Source organism: Embleya sp. NBC_00888 (assembly GCF_045207655.1).
GTDB lineage: Bacteria > Actinomycetota > Actinomycetes > Streptomycetales > Streptomycetaceae > Embleya.
Map to the genome: position 1 here is coordinate 1881685 of NZ_CP108785.1, position 16420 is coordinate 1898104.

The following is a 16420-nucleotide window of genomic DNA, read 5'->3' on the forward strand; positions in this document are numbered from 1 at the left end:
CCGAGTGCCTCGGTGGGCTTGGTACGGGCACTGGCCCGGGCGGCGACGAGCCCGGCCAGGACCGCGGACAGGACGCCCGCGCCGACCGCGGCGAGCATCGGGAGCGGGCCGATCGACAGGGTCACCCCGTTCTCGACCATGCCGCGCTCGATCATCCGGTCGAACCACCACCGGGCGAGCAGTGTCCCGGGCAGCAGTCCGGCGAGGCCGGCGATCAGGGCCACGAATCCGGCCTCGGTGGAGATCATCCGGCGGATCTGCCAGGGCGTGGCCCCCACGGCGCGCAGCAGCGCGAAGTCGCGGCGGCGCTGGGCCACGGACAGCGTGGTGGCGCCGGCGACGACGAACACGGAGACCATGGCGACGACGCCGCCGAAGGACCCGCCGACCGCGACGAGCATCTCCTTGGTGTCGCCCAGGCCGGGGTGTTCGACCTCGCCGCGCCCGTCGCCGGTGCGGACCTTGACGTCGGTGTCCTTCAGCGCCTTGCGCAGGTCGCCGGCGACCCTGCCGGTGGAGGCGCCGTCGGCGAGCAGTACGCCGAACGCGGTCACCTTGCCCGGGTTCCCGGCGAGCCGAGGTGCCTCGGAGTCTGCGACGTAGAGCCGGGCGCCCTGGCCCGGGACCACGGCGGTGATCCGCAGGCCGACCTCGCCCGAGGGCGTGCTCACCCGCAGCGTGCCGCCGGGGGCGGCGCCGTTGCCGGCGCGGGCCGCGGCCTCGGTGGTCGGCACCACCTCGCCGGGGCGCGGCGCCGCGCCGCCCTGCGGGGTGCCGGCCAGGCGCGCGGCGGACCACGGGTGCGCGTCGAGCACGGCGGTGGGAGTCTGCGCGGGGAAGGTGAGGTCGGGCAGGACGGCGGCGACGCCGGGCACCGCGGCGATGCGCGCGGCCAGCCCCGTGTCGATCCGGGCCCGTTCGGGCAGGGCGACCGAGACCTCCTCCTTGTCCTCGCCGCTGCCGAAGGTCTTGTGCACGCTGTTCTGGCCGGCGACCACGATCGGGGTGTCGGCGTAGCGGCCGGGCGGCACGTGCGCGCGCAGGCCGCTCTCCAGGAAGATCCCGCACATCGTCACGAGCATGGCGGCGAACAGCAAGGCGACGAACGAGCCGATGAAGGACGCGGGCCGAAACCGCACGGAGGTGCGGGCGAGGCCGTTGGTGCGCGGCATCAGGCGGCCCGCCCCTGCGTGCGCACCGGCTGTGCCAGGGCGACCATGCGGGCGGCGACCGCCTCGGGCGTGGGCGCGTGCAGGTGACCGGCGAGGTGCCCGGCGGAGAGGAAGACGACGCGGTCGGCGTAGGAGGCGGCGACCGGGTCGTGGGTGACCATCACGATGGTGGCACCGGTGTCGTCCACGGCCCGGCGCAGCAGCGACAACACGTCGGCGGCAGTACTGCTGTCGAGCGCGCCGGTGGGCTCGTCGGCGAACAGTACGTCGGGGCGGGTGACCAGGGCGCGGGCGATGGCGACCCGCTGCTGTTGGCCGCCGGAGAGCTGGGAGGGGCGGCGACCGGCGTGCTCGTGCAGTCCGACCAGGGACAACACCTCGGCGGCGCGTCGCCGGTCGGCACGTTCGCCCGCGAGTCGCAGCGGCAGCAGTACGTTCTTCTCGACGGTCAACGAGGGCAGCAGGTTGAACGCCTGGAAGACGAAGCCCAGACGGGTACGGCGCAGCCGGGTGAACTGGTTCTCGTTCATCGCGGTCAGGTCGTCGTCGCCCAGCAACACCCGGCCCGAGCCCGGCTTGTCGAGTCCGGCGGCGCAGTGCAGGAAGGTGCTCTTGCCCGAGCCGGACGGGCCCATGACCGCGGTGAAGCTGCCCTTGGGGATGCTCAGGTCGATGCCGCGCAGCGCGTGCGTCGTCTGCGAACCGCTCCCGTAGGTCTTGGTGACCCCTTCGAGCCGGACGGCCGGTGGGCCCATGTCGTGCGGGGATGGGCTCGGGGGTGCGAGCCGGCTCGGCCGGTCCGCGTACGGGGAGTGTCCGGGGTACTCGGGGTGCTCGGGGTACTCGGGGTATCCCGGATGGCCGTGCCGTCCCGGGTGTCCGGTGGGCGGTACCCGGTCCGGGCGCGGGGACGCGACGGGCCCCGTGTTCGCCCGACGGTCGCCTCGTTTGCCTCGCCCGAGCATGGTGCCTCCCAATGGTTCCGACCTGCGGGAAAATCAACGCCCACGACGCCATGGGGCGTGCGGCGACGGGATGTGTGCATGCCGAACCGGGCGTGGGTCGATCCCACTCCGGTTGTGCGTCGACCCCGGTGGTTCGTGGGTCCGACAGCGCCGCTACGGCGAGGTCGAACGTGTGTGGTCGGGGGCCCGATCGACGGAGCGAACCGCCCCCGCGATCCGTGTTCTCCACACTGCCAGGGCTTTTCCGGCCCGCCGTCGTACGGCGGGACGAGAATTGCGCGCGCAGGCGGTACCGGGGTATTGGTACTCGCCTCGGGCCGCGGCGCGCGAGTGTGGGGGTATGCGGCCGTTCGGCGTCGCGTCGCCCGGAGAACGCGTCTTCGGCGTCGCGTCGCCGGGAGAACACGTCTCGGGCATCGTGGCGCCCGGGAGAACGCGTCGAGCCTCCCGGGCACGTGGATCGAAGTGCCGGAGAGGCTCTGGGAGTTGACGCGCGGCATGCGCTCGACGCCGACACCGACGCCGACGCGCCGGCCGGGTTCGGCTCGCTGCGAGGCGTGCGCCGACCGCGCCGTCGGGTCAGGCGCGCGGGCGCACGACCCGCACCCGGGTGACTCCGAGCAGGCCGGCCAGCGGCACCTTGGCGGTGGTCTGCTCCGGGCTCACCACGAGACCCTCGGAACGGATCCGTTCCAGCAGGTGTTCGGCCAGGGGCACGATCAGGTGTCGGCCTCGGCAGCGCTCGTTGACGTGGCCGAAGGGGAGGAATCCCGGCTGGTTCTCCACGTCCAGGTCCTGCCAGCGCCGCGGTCGGAACTCGTCCGGGTCGTCCCACAGATCGGGATCGCGGTGGCTGAGCAGCGGGAGCAGCAGCACGTCGTCGCCGGGACCGATCCGCGGGTCCAGGGCGGGGAACTCGCCGGAGGCCACCCGCAGGATGTTCCACGACGGGGGCAACAACCGGAGCGACTCCAGCACGATGTGCCGGTTCGAGGCCTCCGGGTCGAAGGGCGAGCCGAGCCAGAGCGCGTTGGCGACCAGTGCGGACACACCCAGGCACACCGGTGCGGCGACTCGTCGGTACAGACCCGTGGCGTAGTGCCGATCGTCGTCGGCGGCTGCGGCGGTGCGGAGCGCCAGGTGCGACATGGACGCCTCCGGACCGGGCCTGCCGGGCCATGCCGCACTCGCTCGGACCGCCGCGCGGGCCACCACGGGTGCCGTTTCGAGTCGGGGATCGGTCAGCAGGCGAAACCTCGCGGGTTCCGGGCCGAAAAGCAGATCACGAAGATAGGCGTGGCCCGCGCGCGGCCAGATTCCGGAAAGATCGATCGAATCGGGGGCCGGCCGCTGCAATGCGTCGCGGACGTCCCGCGAGATCGCGTGCAGCATGTCGTTCGCTTCCGCCCGGGCAATAGATCTTCCCTGGAGTGGCTTGAAAGTGGGCCGCTCGAATTCATGGGCCGACCTGCTCCCGAGCAGTTTGTCCATGACGTTCGGGTCGGCGACTCCGACGGTGTCGGCCTCGAGGCGAAAAACCTTCGCTCCGCGCCGATCGCGAAGGAGTTCCTCGATCTTCGGCGAGAAAACCGTGACCCGGGCCCGGCCGACCGTATCGGAACGACTCATCGACGCTCTCCACAAGGCTCGACGCTCTCAACAAGGCTCGATGCTTCCCGCACGGCGAGCGTCCCGCGCCCGGCGCGGCCGGATGTACGGCTGCACCGGGCGCGGGATCGGACTGCGAACCGACGCTCGGTCGGGTCGAGGCGGCGCTACCGCGACGGTGTCGATCGTGCGGCGGAAGCGGGCTCGACCCGCGGCGGTTCGACGATCATCCGATGCGCGAACGTGTTCCGATCAGCTGTACCAGATGAACCAGGTGGCGGACTTCAGGCTCTTCTCGGTCCTGAACCTCTTGGAGAAAGAGTTGACGATCTTCATCACGACAACCTCCGGGTGACTTGTGAACCGGCCGAGTCGCATACGTGACTCGGGCGGGCCGGGGCGATAATCCATCGCTGGAGAATTCGACTTTCCCATTCTCGTTGCCTTGGAAGTGAATCCCCGACACGAAAGGCACGTCAATGTGACGTGGATCACAGATCAAAAACACTCACATATTCCTCACACAAACCAGGAAAACGAGCGTTTGCCGATCTTGCCGCCCGCGCGGAAAGCGGATCTTCCGTCGACCCGAAAGGCGGGTGCGAATAGAGATACTCCGGGCAAACACCTACTCCCGGCAAAGAACTCACCGACACCGCGCGCGTCGACGACGGGCACGCCGCGTCGGCCGGGCCCGCACCGAGGGCCGGGAGGCCGGGCCGCCGACCGCACACGTGCCGACGTGCGGTTGTGTTTGTGGTAGGCCTTGCGTAAGACGGCCGCCGGATGCGCCGGCCGGGATCGCTTTTTGTAGGATTCCCACAACATAGCGGCGCCGGGATGCGTGGAGCGGCACATTGATGTACCCGGCCTTCATCGGACAGGCTGGGAGTAGGTGGAGGCGGCGCTCCGGGACCGGGACGTCGCCTTCTGTGCGTGGGTATTCGGGAGGATCAAGCGGTGTTCAGTCGTGTCGCCATCGTCAACCGTGGAGAGGCCGCCATGCGGCTCATCCACGCTGTCCGGGATCTGTCGGCGGAAACCGGGACGCGGGTCGAGACGATCGCCCTGTACACCGACTCCGACCGCGACGCGACCTTCGTGCGCGAGGCCGACGTCGCCTACCCGCTGGGCCCGGCCTCGGCGCGCCCGTACCTCGACCATGCCGTCCTGGAGCGGGCGCTGGTGGAGACCGGGGCGGACGCCGCCTGGGTCGGTTGGGGCTTCGTGGCCGAGGACCCGGCGTTCGCCGAGTTGTGCGAGCGCATCGGCGTCGCGTTCGTCGGCCCGAGCGCGGAGGCGATGCGCCGGCTCGGTGACAAGATCGGCGCGAAGCTGATCGCCGAGGAGGTCGGCGTCCCGGTCGCGCCGTGGAGTCGCGGCGAGGTGGCCACCCTCGAGGACGCGCTGCGCGCCGGCGACGAGATCGGCTACCCCCTGATGCTCAAGGCGACCGCCGGCGGTGGCGGGCGCGGCATCCGCATGGTCGCCTCGGGTGCGGACCTGGCCGACGCCTACGCGCGCACCGGCCAGGAGGCACTGCGCGCGTTCGGCTCCGGCGTGATGTTCCTGGAGCGCCTGGTCACCGGTGCCCGGCACGTCGAGGTCCAGGTCATCGCCGACGGGCAGGGCACCGCGTGGGCGCTCGGCGTCCGCGACTGCTCGGTACAGCGACGCAACCAGAAGATCATCGAGGAGTCCGCCTCCCCGATCCTGAACCCCGAGCAGATCGCGGAGCTGAAGGCGTCGGCGGAGCGACTCGCGCTCGCCGTCGACTACCGCGGCGCGGCCACCGTCGAGTTCCTCTACCACCCCGACGAGAAGCTGTTCGCGTTCCTCGAGGTCAACACCCGCCTCCAGGTCGAGCACCCGATCACCGAGATCACCACCGGCACCGACCTGGTCCGCCTGCAACTGCACGTGGCGAACGGCGGGAAGCTGGAGGGCCCCCGCCCGGTCGAGGCGGGCCACGCCGTCGAGGCGCGGCTCAACGCCGAGGACCCGGACCGCGACTTCGCCCCCTCACCCGGCCGGATCACCCGGCTCGTGTTGCCCGCCGGCCCCGGCATCCGGGTGGACACCGGCGTCGGCGAGGGCGACACCATCCCGGCCGACTTCGACTCGATGATCGCCAAGATCATCGCCTACGGCCGCGACCGCGAGCAGGCACTGGGCCGACTGCGCCGGGCGATGGCCGAGACGACCGTGATCATCGAGGGCGGCGCGACCAACAAGAGCTTCGTGATCGACCTGCTCGACCAGCCCGAGGTGATCGACGCGAGTGCCGACACCGGCTGGATCGACCGTGTCCGTGCCCAGGGCCGTCTGGTCACCCACCGGCACTCCGCGGTCGCCCTGGCCGCGGCCGCGATCGAGGCCTACCGGGACGAGGAGGAGGTCAGCCGCCGCCGACTGCTGACCACCGCGCGCGGCGGGCGTCCGCAGGTGCGCCACGAGAGCGGCCGTCCGCTGGAGCTGCGGCTTCGCGGCGTCGACTACCGCGTGAGTGTCGCCCGCGTGGGCCACAAGCGTTTCCGCGTCGGCGTCTCCGGCGGCGGCGACGTGCACCCGGCGGACGTCGAGCTCGAGCGCTTCGACGCGCACAGCGGCCGGATCGTGGTCAACGGGCACCGCTTCCGCCTGGTCTCCGCCACGCACGGCCCGATCCACCTGGTCGAGGTCGACGGCGTCACCCACCGGATCAGCCGCGACGAGGGCGGTGTCGTCCGCTCCCCCGCCCCCGCACTGGTGGTCGCGACACCGCTGTCGGTCGGCGACAAGGTCGAGTCGGGCGCGCCGATCCTGGTGCTGGAAAGCATGAAGATGGAGACGGTGCTGCGCGCGCCGTTCCGGGCCCGGGTACGCGAGTGCCCGGTGTCGGTGGGCAGCCAGGTCGAGACCGGCACGCCGCTGATGCGTCTGGAGCCGCTCGCCGACGAGGCCCCCGACGAGGAGACCGCGGGCGCCGTGCGCAGCGTCGAGATCGACCTGCCCGCCGAGCCGATCGACGCGTCCGCCGTCGAACGGGTCGAGCGTGGCCTCGCCGACCTGCGCGGCCTGCTGCTGGGCTTCGACGTCGACCCGCAGGACCGGGCCCGCGTCCTGTCCGCGTATCCCGTCGCACGGGCCGAACTCGGTGGCCGGCCGCTGCCGGGCGAGGTGGACCTGCTGACCGTGTTCGCCGACCTGTCGGAGCTCAGCCGCAACACCTCGGGCGGTGAACTCGACGTCGAGCCGGGCAGCCCGGTGCACAGCCCGCGCGAGTACTTCCACAGCTACCTGCAGAGCCTCGACGTCGAACGCGCGGGCGTCACCGAGGGCTTCCAGGCCAAGCTCCGGCGCATGCTCGGGCACTACGGCATCACCGACCTGGACCGCACACCGGAGCTGGAGGCCGCGGTCTTCCGGATCTTCCTGGCCCAACAGCGGATGTCGACCGACGTCGCCATCGTCTCCGAGGTACTGCGCCGCTGGCTGGCCGGCGCGCCGCCGGCCGAACCGCTGCGCGAGCGGGCCGGATTGACCCTCGAACGCCTGGTCGAGGCCACCCAGGTGCGCTTCCCGGCGGTCTCGGACCTGGCCCGCGGCGTGGTGTGGCGCTGGTTCGCCCAGCCGCTGCTGCGCCGCAACCGGGCGAAGGCGTACGCCGCGGTGCGCAACGACCTGCGGCATCTGGACGAGCACCCGGACGCGCCGGACCGCGCCGAGCGCGTCCAGGCCATGGTGGCCGTCGCCGAGCCGCTGGTGCGGCTGATCGGCCGGCGGAGCGGGCGGCCCGGGTGGGATCACGGGCCGCTGCTGGAGGTGTTGACCCGGCGCTACTACGGCAACCGTGGACTGTCCGAGGTCACCGCGTCGGAGCGGGCCGGCTGCCGGTTCGTCACCGCCGAGCACACCGGTACCAGCCGGGTGACCCGCCTGGTCACCACCGCCGTCGACATCGCCGCACTGCCCGACGCCATCGGCGCGGTCGGCGCGTTCGCCGCCGACGTCGCCGAACGCGGCCTGGTCGCCGACCTGTACGTCACCTGGGAGGACCAGCCGGACGCCGACACGATGGCGGCGCGGCTCGGCGAGGTCCTGGCCGGGCAGTCGCTGCCCGCGGGCGTCGCCCGGATCACCACGACCGTGGTGGGCGCCGGCGGCGCGGTGATGCACCACCACTTCACCTTCCGTCCGGACGGCGCGGGCTTCGCCGAGGACCGACTGATCCGCGGCCTGCACCCGCAGATCGCGCGACGCCTGCAACTGGAGCGGCTGCGCGAGTTCGACCTCACCCGGCTGCCCACCGCGGACGAGGAGATCCACCTGTTCAAGGCCGTCGCGAAGAGCAACCCGGCCGACGAACGGCTGTTCGCGATGTGCCAGATCCGCGACCTCACGCCGCTGCGCGAGGCGGACGGCCGACTGGTCGCGCTGCCCGCGGTGGAGGACGCGGTCACCGCGTGCATGGACGCGATCCGCAACATCCAGGCGCAGCGCCCGCAGAACAAGCGGTTCGACACCAACCGGATCATGATGTACGTCTGGCCGTCGACCGATGTGACCACCGAGGAACTCGACACGCTGGTCCAGCGCATCCTGCCGACCACGGCGGGCGCCGGACTGGAGGAGGTCCAGTTCCTGGCCCGTCGGCGCACGAGCGCGGGCGAAATGACCGAGGTCGCGGTACGGATCACCCTCGACCCCGGCCACGGCGCGGGCGTGCACGTCGGCGAGCCGTCGACGGAACCGGTGTTGCCGCTGGACGAGTACCGGCAGAAGGTGCTGCGCGCGGCCCGACGCGGCAACGTCTACCCGTACGAACTGACCGGCCTGCTCGCCGGGACCGACGGCGGCTTCGTCGAGCACGACCTCGACGAGCACGGTGCGCTGGTCCCGGTGGATCGGCTTCGGGGCGGCAACACTGCGGCGATCGTCGCTGGGGTGGTCGCCACGCGCACCGAGCGGCACCCGGAGGGTGTGACCCGTGTCGTGTTGCTCGGTGATCCGACGAAGGCGTTGGGTGCGTTGTCGGAGCCGGAGTGCCGTCGGGTGATCGCCGCGCTGGACCTGGCCGAGCGCATGCGGGTCCCGTTGGAGTGGTTCGCGCTGTCGGCGGGTGCGCGGATCTCGATGACCTCGGGCACCGAGAACATGGACTGGGTGGCCGCGGCGCTCAGGCGGATCGTGACGTTCACCCAGGACGGCGGCGAGATCAACATCGTGGTCGCGGGCATCACCGTCGGCGCGCAGCCGTACTGGAACGCCGAGGCGACGATGCTCATGCACACCAGGGGCATCCTGGTGATGACCCCGGACTCGGCGATGGTGCTCACCGGCAAGCAGTCGCTGGACTTCTCCGGCGGCGTCTCCGCCGAGGACAACTTCGGCATCGGCGGCTACGACCGCGTGATGGGCCCCAACGGCCAGGCCCAGTACTGGGCACCCGACCTCGCCGCCGCCCGCGACGTCCTGATGGCCCACTACGACCACACCTACGTCGTACCCGGCGAGAGCGCGCCCCGCAAGGCGGTCACCAAGGACCCGTCCGACCGCGACGTCCGCGATTTCCCGCACACGATCGCCGACAGCGACTTCGCCACCGTCGGCGAGATCTTCTCCGCGGAGCACAACCCGGACCGCAAGAAGCCGTTCGACATCCGGACCGTGATGCGCGCGCTCTCCGACCAGGACCACCCGGTGCTGGAGCGCTGGGCGGGCATGGCCGACGCGGACACCGCGGCGGTGCAGGACGTGCACATCGGCGGGCGGCCGGTCTGCCTGATCGGCATCGAGTCGCGGCCGGTGCCGCGACGCGGCTTCCCGCCCACGGACGGTCCGGACACCTACACCGCCGGCACCCTGTTCCCGCAGTCCTCGAAGAAGACCGCCCGGGCGATCAACGCCGCCTCCGGCAACCGGCCGCTCGTGGTGCTGGCCAACCTCTCCGGGTTCGACGGATCACCGGAATCCATGCGCAAGGTCCAGCTCGAGTACGGCGCCGAAATCGGCCGCGCCATCGTCAACTTCGACGGCCCGATCGTGTTCTGCGTGATCTCGCGCTACCACGGCGGCGCGTTCGTGGTCTTCTCCAAGGCACTCAACCCGAACATGACCGTGCTGGCCCTGGAGGGCTCGTTCGCGTCCGTGCTCGGCGGCGCCCCGGCCGCGGCCGTCGTCTTCTCCGGCGAGGTCAACAACCGCACCGCGACCGACCCGCGGGTGACCGGGCTGCAGGCCCGGGTCTCGGCGGCCGGCGGCGCCGAGCGCGCCGCGCTCAACGCGCTGCTGGCCGAGACCCAGTCCGCCGTCCGGGCGGAGAAACTCGGCGAGGTCGCCGCCGAGTTCGACCGGGTGCACAGCATCCGGCGTGCGGTCGAGGTCGGTTCGGTGGACGCGATCATCAGCGCCGCCGAACTGCGCCCGCGGATCATCGAGGCCATCGAGGACGGCATCGCGCGCTGACCGTCGGATCGGTGCCGCTCGACGGCGCCGATCCGAGGCGATCACCACCCTTGCGGGCGAGGCCGTTGCCATCCGGCGGCGGCCTCGCCCGCACCCGTCGTCGACGACGGGCCGGCGACGGCCCGGACGGGATCGGTACGCCGTCCCGGGTCCGCTCACCGGGCGCCGGATCCCGAATCGATGACCACCACGCGCGCCCACTCGGGCGGGGTGTTCGACACGTAGTCGGGATCGTTCTCGTACCGGGACGATCTCCGCTGCCGGGGGAACAGGCCCACCACCGTCCGGCACGGCGGTTGCGCGGCCGGCCACGGTGTCTGCCCGTCGGTCAGCACGACCACGACGTCCGGTCGGGGCCGGGTGCGCAGCGCCTTCGCGAAGCCGGCGCGCAGGTCCGTACCCCCGCCGCCGATCAGCGCCAGGCCCTCCTCATGGCACAACGAGCGGGCGATGTCGGCCGCCGCGTCGCACGGCACGACCGTGACCATGTCCCGACGGCCGCCCACGGCACGGGAGATCGCGGCCACCTCCAGGAGCGCGCTGCCCAGTTCGGCGTCGCTGACCGACCCGGACGTGTCGATGACCACGGCCACCCGAGGCGGCCTGCGCCGCAGACTCGGCAGCACGACGCCGGGCAGGCCGACCGAGCGCCGCGCCGGCCGACCGTAGGAGTAGTCCTGCCCCGCGCCGGACCCGGAGCTCGCCGAACGCACGGCCGCTCCCAGCAACTCCCGCCACGGCTGCGGCGGATGGAACGCCTCCTCCGCCCAGCGCCGCCACCCCATCGGCGCGTCCCCCGGACGGGCCGTGATGCCCTGCGCGACCCGGAACCGGACCGCGTCCCGTTCCTGCTCACTGAGCCCGTGCGCGCCGTCCGGTCCCAGGTCCCACTCCCGTTCCAGCCCGTCGGCCCCGCTGCCGCAGTCCAGCCAGACCATGCTCTGCGTGAGCGGCCCGAGCCGGAACAGGCGCAGGTAGTCCTCCATGAGTTCGCCGCCGGGCAACCGCAACGCCTCGGGCACGACCGCGCCTTCGGGCCGGACCAAGCCGTCGCCGAACACGTCGTCGTTGATCTCGCAGTCCGCGGCGATGTTCATCCGCAACCGCTCCCCCGGGCCGTGCAGTTCGCGCTCGCGGGCGACCCGGTCACCGCGTCCGTGATGGTCGCGCAGCAGGTGCGACACCTCGTGCACCCACACCCCGGCGAGTTCCTCCAACGGCATGCGGTCCACGAACCTCGCCGAGACGTAGCACCGCCAGTGCCGGTCGACCGCCATCGTCGGCACCGACCGCGACTCCACGATGTGCAGGGCGAACAGCGCCGTGGCCAGGTACGGCCGGACCCGGGCGGCGTACAGCCGGGCGGCGTAGAGCTTGTCCAGGTCCAATGTCCCCGGCGGGCCCGACCCGCCCGGCGTGCCCGGCGTCATCGACCGGCCTTCGTCGCGACGCCCGCCCGCTCCGCCGCGCGGTCCGCCCGTCGGGACAGCGACACCGCTCCGGCGAGCCGATCGATCGACGCCGGTACGTCCCAGTCCTCGTGCCGCAACGCGGCCAGGGTGCTCGCGGGCACGACCACCAGGTCCGGCGCGCCGGTGTCCAACGCCCGGACCAGGAGCGCCCACGCCGCGTCCCACCGGGCCTTCTCCGGGCGCTTGCGGACCGCTTCCACGACGCCGTCGAGAACGGCTTGGCGCAGATCCCCTCGCTCGGGCAGGACGGCGCTCGCCGGGTCGGCGAGCAGGTCCTCGGGATCCGGGAGGTCCATCCGGTCCAGGCCGGCCAGCAACTCCAGCCCGGGGCCGTCCCCGACGGCGCCTCTGACCAGCAGGGACAGTACCTCGCGGGAGGATCCGGCCGCGGTCGCGAAGGCGGTCAGAAACAGCGCCATCTCCCAGCTTCGCGGGGACGGCCAGGGGCCGCCCCGACGGGTCTCGCCGCTGGGCAGCCGGTGTACCAGTGCCGGGCGGGTGGTGAGGAGCCCGCACACCGCGCGGCGGGCGAAGGCCACCGACTCCGCGAGTCGTTCCGGGTCCAGGAGCGGCAGGGTCGCCCGGGGCCAGACCCCGCCCAGGCCGCGGACCACCACCTCGTGGTCGTGGGTCCACTGCAGGTGTACGAATCGATTGGCCAGCGGTGGGCTCAGCTCCCAGCCGTCGGCGGCCGAGGATCGCGGATTGGCGGCGGCCACGATCCGTACCCCGGGCGGCAGTCGCAGGGCGCCGATCCGGCGTTCGAGCACCAGGCGTAGCAGCGCGGCCTGCACGGCCGGTGCCGCGGTGGACAACTCGTCCAGGAACAACAGCCCTCGGCCGGCCCGGACCAGGCGCACCGCCCAGTCCGGCGGGGCCATCGGCACGCCCTGCTCGGCGGGATCGTCGCCGACGATCGGCAACCCCGAGAAGTCGGACGGCTCGTGCACGCTGGCGACCACCGTGGTCAGCGGCAGGTCCAGGGCCTCGGCGAGCCGGGTCAACGCCGCGGTCTTGCCGATGCCCGGCTCGCCCAGCAGGAGCACGGGCAGGTCGGCGGCCACGGCCAGGGTCAGCGCCTCCAGTTGCAGATCGGGGCGCGGCTCGGTGTCGGTCTCCCGCAGCAGGGCCAACAGGTCGCCGGCGACCTCGAGTTGGGAGGCGCGGGCGGGGTCGGCGTGGGGATCGGTGGCGGTCGGGGTGGATGTGGGCATGGTGGACGTGGGCATGTGTGATCACCTTCGGGTTCGTGATGGGTCGAGTCGGTACGGGGACGGGAGTCCCCGGGGCATCGACCGGTGGTGTGGTGTCAGTGGGAGCGGCGGCGGCGCGGACCACGACGGTCCGGGCGGGGTCCGGGTCCGGTCAGCCCGGCCCTGAACAGCCCGTAGACGATCCGTCGTTGCGCGGCCGTCGCGAGTTCGTCGCGGAGCGCGCCGGCGCGCAGCAGCGCGTCGGGGCCGAGCAGGCCTTCGACGATGGTCAACGCCCCGGCGAAGTCGCCGTGGTCCAGGCGTTCGCGGACACCGGTCAGGCACTCCGGACGACGGTGCACCTCGTCGATGACCCGCAGACACGGCAGTGGGGTACCGGTGAGTGCGGCAAGCAGTTCCTCGCGGCGGATCTCGGCCGGGTCGTGGTCCAGCGGCACCAACACTCCGTCGACCAGGCCGATCCGATGCCGGGCTCCCCGACACTCCACCGGACGAGGTCGCCCGGTCGGGGGTTCCGTCGGGTGTCCGGTGCGGGACGGCTCGGTCGGCGCGTGATCCGCGGCCAATGCCGCGCCGACCAGCGGGTGCAGCCGATCCACGTCGATCGCGCCGGCCCGGATCAGGTCCAGGTCGGGCGGCACCCAGGTCGCGGCGTCGGGCAGGATCGTCGATTCGGCGGCGCCGGCGGACGCCACCGAGATCCGCAGTGCGGGCGGCCCGACATCGTCCCGGTCCGCGATCAGGTCCAGGGCGAGCCGATGTCGCACGCCGATCCGCACGGTGACCGTGCCGGTGGATCGTCCCTCGGCCCGGAGCACGATGCCCGCCTCGGCCGCCCACCGGTCGACCGCGCAGCTCCGTCCCGCCGGCAGGGCCGGCAAGGGTTCGGGGAGCGACTCGGCGGGGTCGTCGGCGGGCAACCGGTCCGCCCCCGACCGGATCCGCAGTTCGCCGCTCCTGCGCGCGTCCCACAGGTGACGGTGCAGGTCGAGACGAAAGCGTCGGTCGGGATGCGGGTGCGGATACCGGCGTCGTTCGGCGTCGCCCGCGCGACGCGTTCCGTCCCACACCATCAGGCTGATCCGCTGACCGGCGTCCGCCCAGGCAGGCGGAGTCCGAGCCACCAGGTACACCGAGCCGTCGCCGGCACCATCCGGGTCGTCGTATCGAGCCAACGCCATGGTCAGCCCCGGGCGCAGCAGCCCGTCGGGGGCGATCCTCGGCATGTGCCAGCGCAACAGATCGGGAGCCAGATGGCGGAGATCGTCCCGGACCCGGGCCGCGAGTTCGCGGCCGTGGGCGCGTGCCACGGAGCGGAGGTCGAGATCGACATCGACGCGTGCGGCGGCGCACGCCCCCGCCCAGTCCCCGGTATGTCGGCGGGCGGTGGCGATGTCGATCATGGAGGGCGGCACGGCGAACTCGCGCACGCGCAGCCACAAGGAAAGGCGGGAATCCCTGTTCGCGGTTCGAGTGAGCATCAGCACTCACTTCGCGCGGACGGGACCCCCAATCGGTTCACAACATGAGTGGTCATCGCGGGGGAGCCTATCGCCCCGGACCCGATCTGTCAGGTGCCGACGGCTCGGGCATCCCCCAACTCCCCTCCAGACCACACCTGTTCGGCGATGATCCCGAGGTCAGGCGCCCGTCGTCGAGCCGGGTCGGACGATCATCAGGACGACGATCGCCCACAGGAGGTTGAAGATGCCGGTGACCATGCTCAGGCGGGTCGCCATCGGGCGTGCCGTCTCCCCGGCGGAGGGACCGCCGGCGGTCCCGAGCAACCGCTGCTGGTCGGGGAGCACGGCCAGGGCGAGGACGCCGGCGGCGATCACGGTCAGCACGAGTGACACGATCAGCCAGGCGTCGGTGAGGACGCCGAGAGCGGCGCCGGTGACGAGTCCGAAGCCCGGTACGGCGAGCCCGGCCACGGCGTAGCCGCGACAGACGCGGTGCAGCAGCGCGGCGATCGCCGCGGCCCTCCCGTTCGGGTCGTCGCCGCACGCCTGGAGCGCGTATCGCGGGAACATCGAGGCGGCCACGGCGATCGATCCGACCGCCAGGATCGCCGCGAGCACGTGCACGGACAACAACAGCTTGGTCACCGCGAGATCTCCTGTTCGAATGTTCGAAAACCGGGGCAAGGCATGGCGAAGCGGAGCGGAGCGCGCCCGGCACCCGACGTAGATATATTGCCTGCCAATACATACACCGCCTACAGCTTTTTTGGGTAGGCTGCCTACTCATGAAGACCGACGCGGTGCGCGGGCACCTGGACGGACTGTTGTTGGCCGTGCTCGAATCGGGGCCGTTGCACGGCTACGCGATCATCGCCGCGGTACAGCACAGGAGCGACGGCGCACTCGAACTGCGCACCGGCACGATCTACCCGGCGCTCCAGCGGCTGGAGCGGCTCGGACTGCTGAGCAGCAGTTGGCACGCCGAGGGCGAGCGGCGGCGGCGCTGCTACGAACTCACCGACGCGGGAAGGCACACCCTGGCCGGCGAGCGCACGGCGTGGCGCGAGTTCACCAAGGCGATCGGCTCGGTCCTGAACCCCTCCCCGGCACCCGGGCCGGCGGCGACATGAGTGCCGGCACCGGCCACGTCGACCCCATCGGCGACCATGTGGCGGCCCTGACCGCCGTCCTGCGCGGACCGGCTCGCGCCAAGGCCCGGATGATCGAGGAGATCCGCGACGGCCTCACCGACACGGCCGCCGCCCACGCCGACGACGGAATGCCCCACCCACGCGCCGCCCACCAGGCGGTACGCGAGTTCGGCAGCGTCGAGGAGATCGCGCCGAGCTGCCAGCGCGAACTGACCATCGCCCAGGCCCGGCACACCGCCGGGACGGTGGCCCTCACCGCGCCCCTCCTGATCGCCTGTTGGTACCTGGCCCGTATCGCCGGCCACGATCGCTCCTGGCAACTGCCGCACGTGGCACAATTGTTGGCCGTACATCTGGCCGCCGTCGCGACCGTCGCGGCGCTGCTGGCCGGCACCACCCTGGCCGCCACCGGCGCGCTCGCCCGCCGGCTGCCGACACCCGAGCGGCTGCCGCTCGTGGTCGGCTGGGCCGCCGGTATCGCCGGGGTCGCCATGGCCGTCACGACCCTCGCCCTGGCCACCGCCTCGCTCCTGGCCACGAATTGGCCCCTGCTCGCGTGCGCCGGCACGCTCGCCGCCGCCTCGCACGCGGTGATGGCGAACTCGGCACGTGCCTGCCGACACTGCGCCCACCTCTCCGCCACACCCCCCGCGCTGCCGTACGGGTGACACCGGCACCCGCCGAAACGTGGTCGCGGACACGAAAGACGCGATCGCGGGGGCGTGGCGCAGCGTCGTTCGGGTGATCGTGTCGCGCCCCGCCACGGGCACGACCGTCACACGTTCGAGGCACCCGGCCGTACGGCCGTCACACGTTCGAGGCACCCGGCTCGCACGAACCGCCGGTCCCACGTCTCCTGAGGACAGGGCGGCGTGCCGCCCTCGCCCAGATCGTCGATCCGGACCGGGAGCGCCATGTCCGTCCACAC

At 72.3% G+C, this 16420-nt stretch carries 10 protein-coding genes and 1 pseudogene; 3 read left to right on the forward strand and 8 right to left on the reverse strand.

Translation table 11 applies throughout. The features are described from left to right. Positions 1-74 precede the first annotated feature (74 nt). The 4 genes and pseudogenes from OG948_RS42500 to OG948_RS42515 form a co-directional block, all read right to left on the reverse strand. Positions 75-1172, reverse strand: a pseudogene (locus OG948_RS42500) (ABC transporter permease); the annotation flags it as partial. Then, positions 1172-1927, reverse strand: a complete 756-nt coding sequence (locus tag OG948_RS42505; RefSeq protein WP_331773488.1) for an ABC transporter ATP-binding protein — start codon at positions 1925-1927, stop codon at positions 1172-1174. The pseudogene OG948_RS42500 and the gene OG948_RS42505, both read right to left, overlap by 1 nt. 789 nt (positions 1928-2716) lie before the next feature. Beyond that, positions 2717-3766, reverse strand: a complete 1050-nt coding sequence (locus OG948_RS42510) for a cytochrome P450 (protein ID WP_331770330.1) — start codon at positions 3764-3766, stop codon at positions 2717-2719. Between the two features lie 231 nt (positions 3767-3997). Beyond that, positions 3998-4180: a tryptorubin family RiPP precursor gene (locus OG948_RS42515; protein WP_406300584.1), complete on the reverse strand. Its 183-nt coding sequence runs from the start codon at positions 4178-4180 to the stop codon at positions 3998-4000. A 525-nt stretch (positions 4181-4705) separates the two neighbouring features. Between OG948_RS42515 and OG948_RS42520 the strand changes: the two genes are divergently transcribed. Beyond that, positions 4706-10192, forward strand: coding sequence for a carboxyl transferase domain-containing protein (locus tag OG948_RS42520; RefSeq protein ID WP_331770331.1), 5487 nt, complete (start codon positions 4706-4708; stop codon positions 10190-10192). A 155-nt stretch (positions 10193-10347) separates the two neighbouring features. Here OG948_RS42520 and OG948_RS42525 read toward each other — a convergent pair whose 3' ends face one another. The 4 genes from OG948_RS42525 to OG948_RS42540 form a co-directional block, all read right to left on the reverse strand. Beyond that, the gene (locus tag OG948_RS42525; protein ID WP_331770332.1) at positions 10348-11622 is read right to left on the reverse strand and encodes a DUF2201 family putative metallopeptidase; all 1275 of its coding nucleotides are present in this window, start codon (positions 11620-11622) and stop codon (positions 10348-10350) included. Then, on the reverse strand, positions 11619-12893 hold the full coding sequence (locus OG948_RS42530; RefSeq protein ID WP_331770333.1) for a MoxR family ATPase: 1275 nt from the start codon (positions 12891-12893) through the stop codon (positions 11619-11621). Before OG948_RS42530 ends, OG948_RS42525 begins: the two co-directional genes overlap by 4 nt. An 80-nt stretch (positions 12894-12973) precedes the next feature. Further along, positions 12974-14359 (reverse strand): hypothetical protein, encoded by a 1386-nt coding sequence (locus OG948_RS42535; protein WP_331770334.1) that lies wholly within the window; start codon positions 14357-14359, stop codon positions 12974-12976. Between the two features lie 159 nt (positions 14360-14518). Beyond that, positions 14519-14986 (reverse strand): DUF2269 family protein, encoded by a 468-nt coding sequence (locus OG948_RS42540; RefSeq protein WP_331770335.1) that lies wholly within the window; start codon positions 14984-14986, stop codon positions 14519-14521. Between the two features lie 140 nt (positions 14987-15126). Here OG948_RS42540 and OG948_RS42545 point away from each other — a divergent pair, with 140 nt between their 5' ends. Both OG948_RS42545 and OG948_RS42550 read left to right on the forward strand, forming a co-directional pair. Further along, positions 15127-15471 carry a helix-turn-helix transcriptional regulator gene (locus tag OG948_RS42545; protein ID WP_331770336.1) on the forward strand — a complete coding sequence of 115 codons (345 nt, stop codon included), beginning with the start codon at positions 15127-15129 and terminating at the stop codon, positions 15469-15471. Beyond that, positions 15468-16160: a permease prefix domain 1-containing protein gene (locus tag OG948_RS42550; protein ID WP_331770337.1), complete on the forward strand. Its 693-nt coding sequence runs from the start codon at positions 15468-15470 to the stop codon at positions 16158-16160. The genes OG948_RS42545 and OG948_RS42550 overlap by 4 nt, the downstream gene beginning before the upstream one ends. Positions 16161-16420 lie beyond the last annotated feature (260 nt).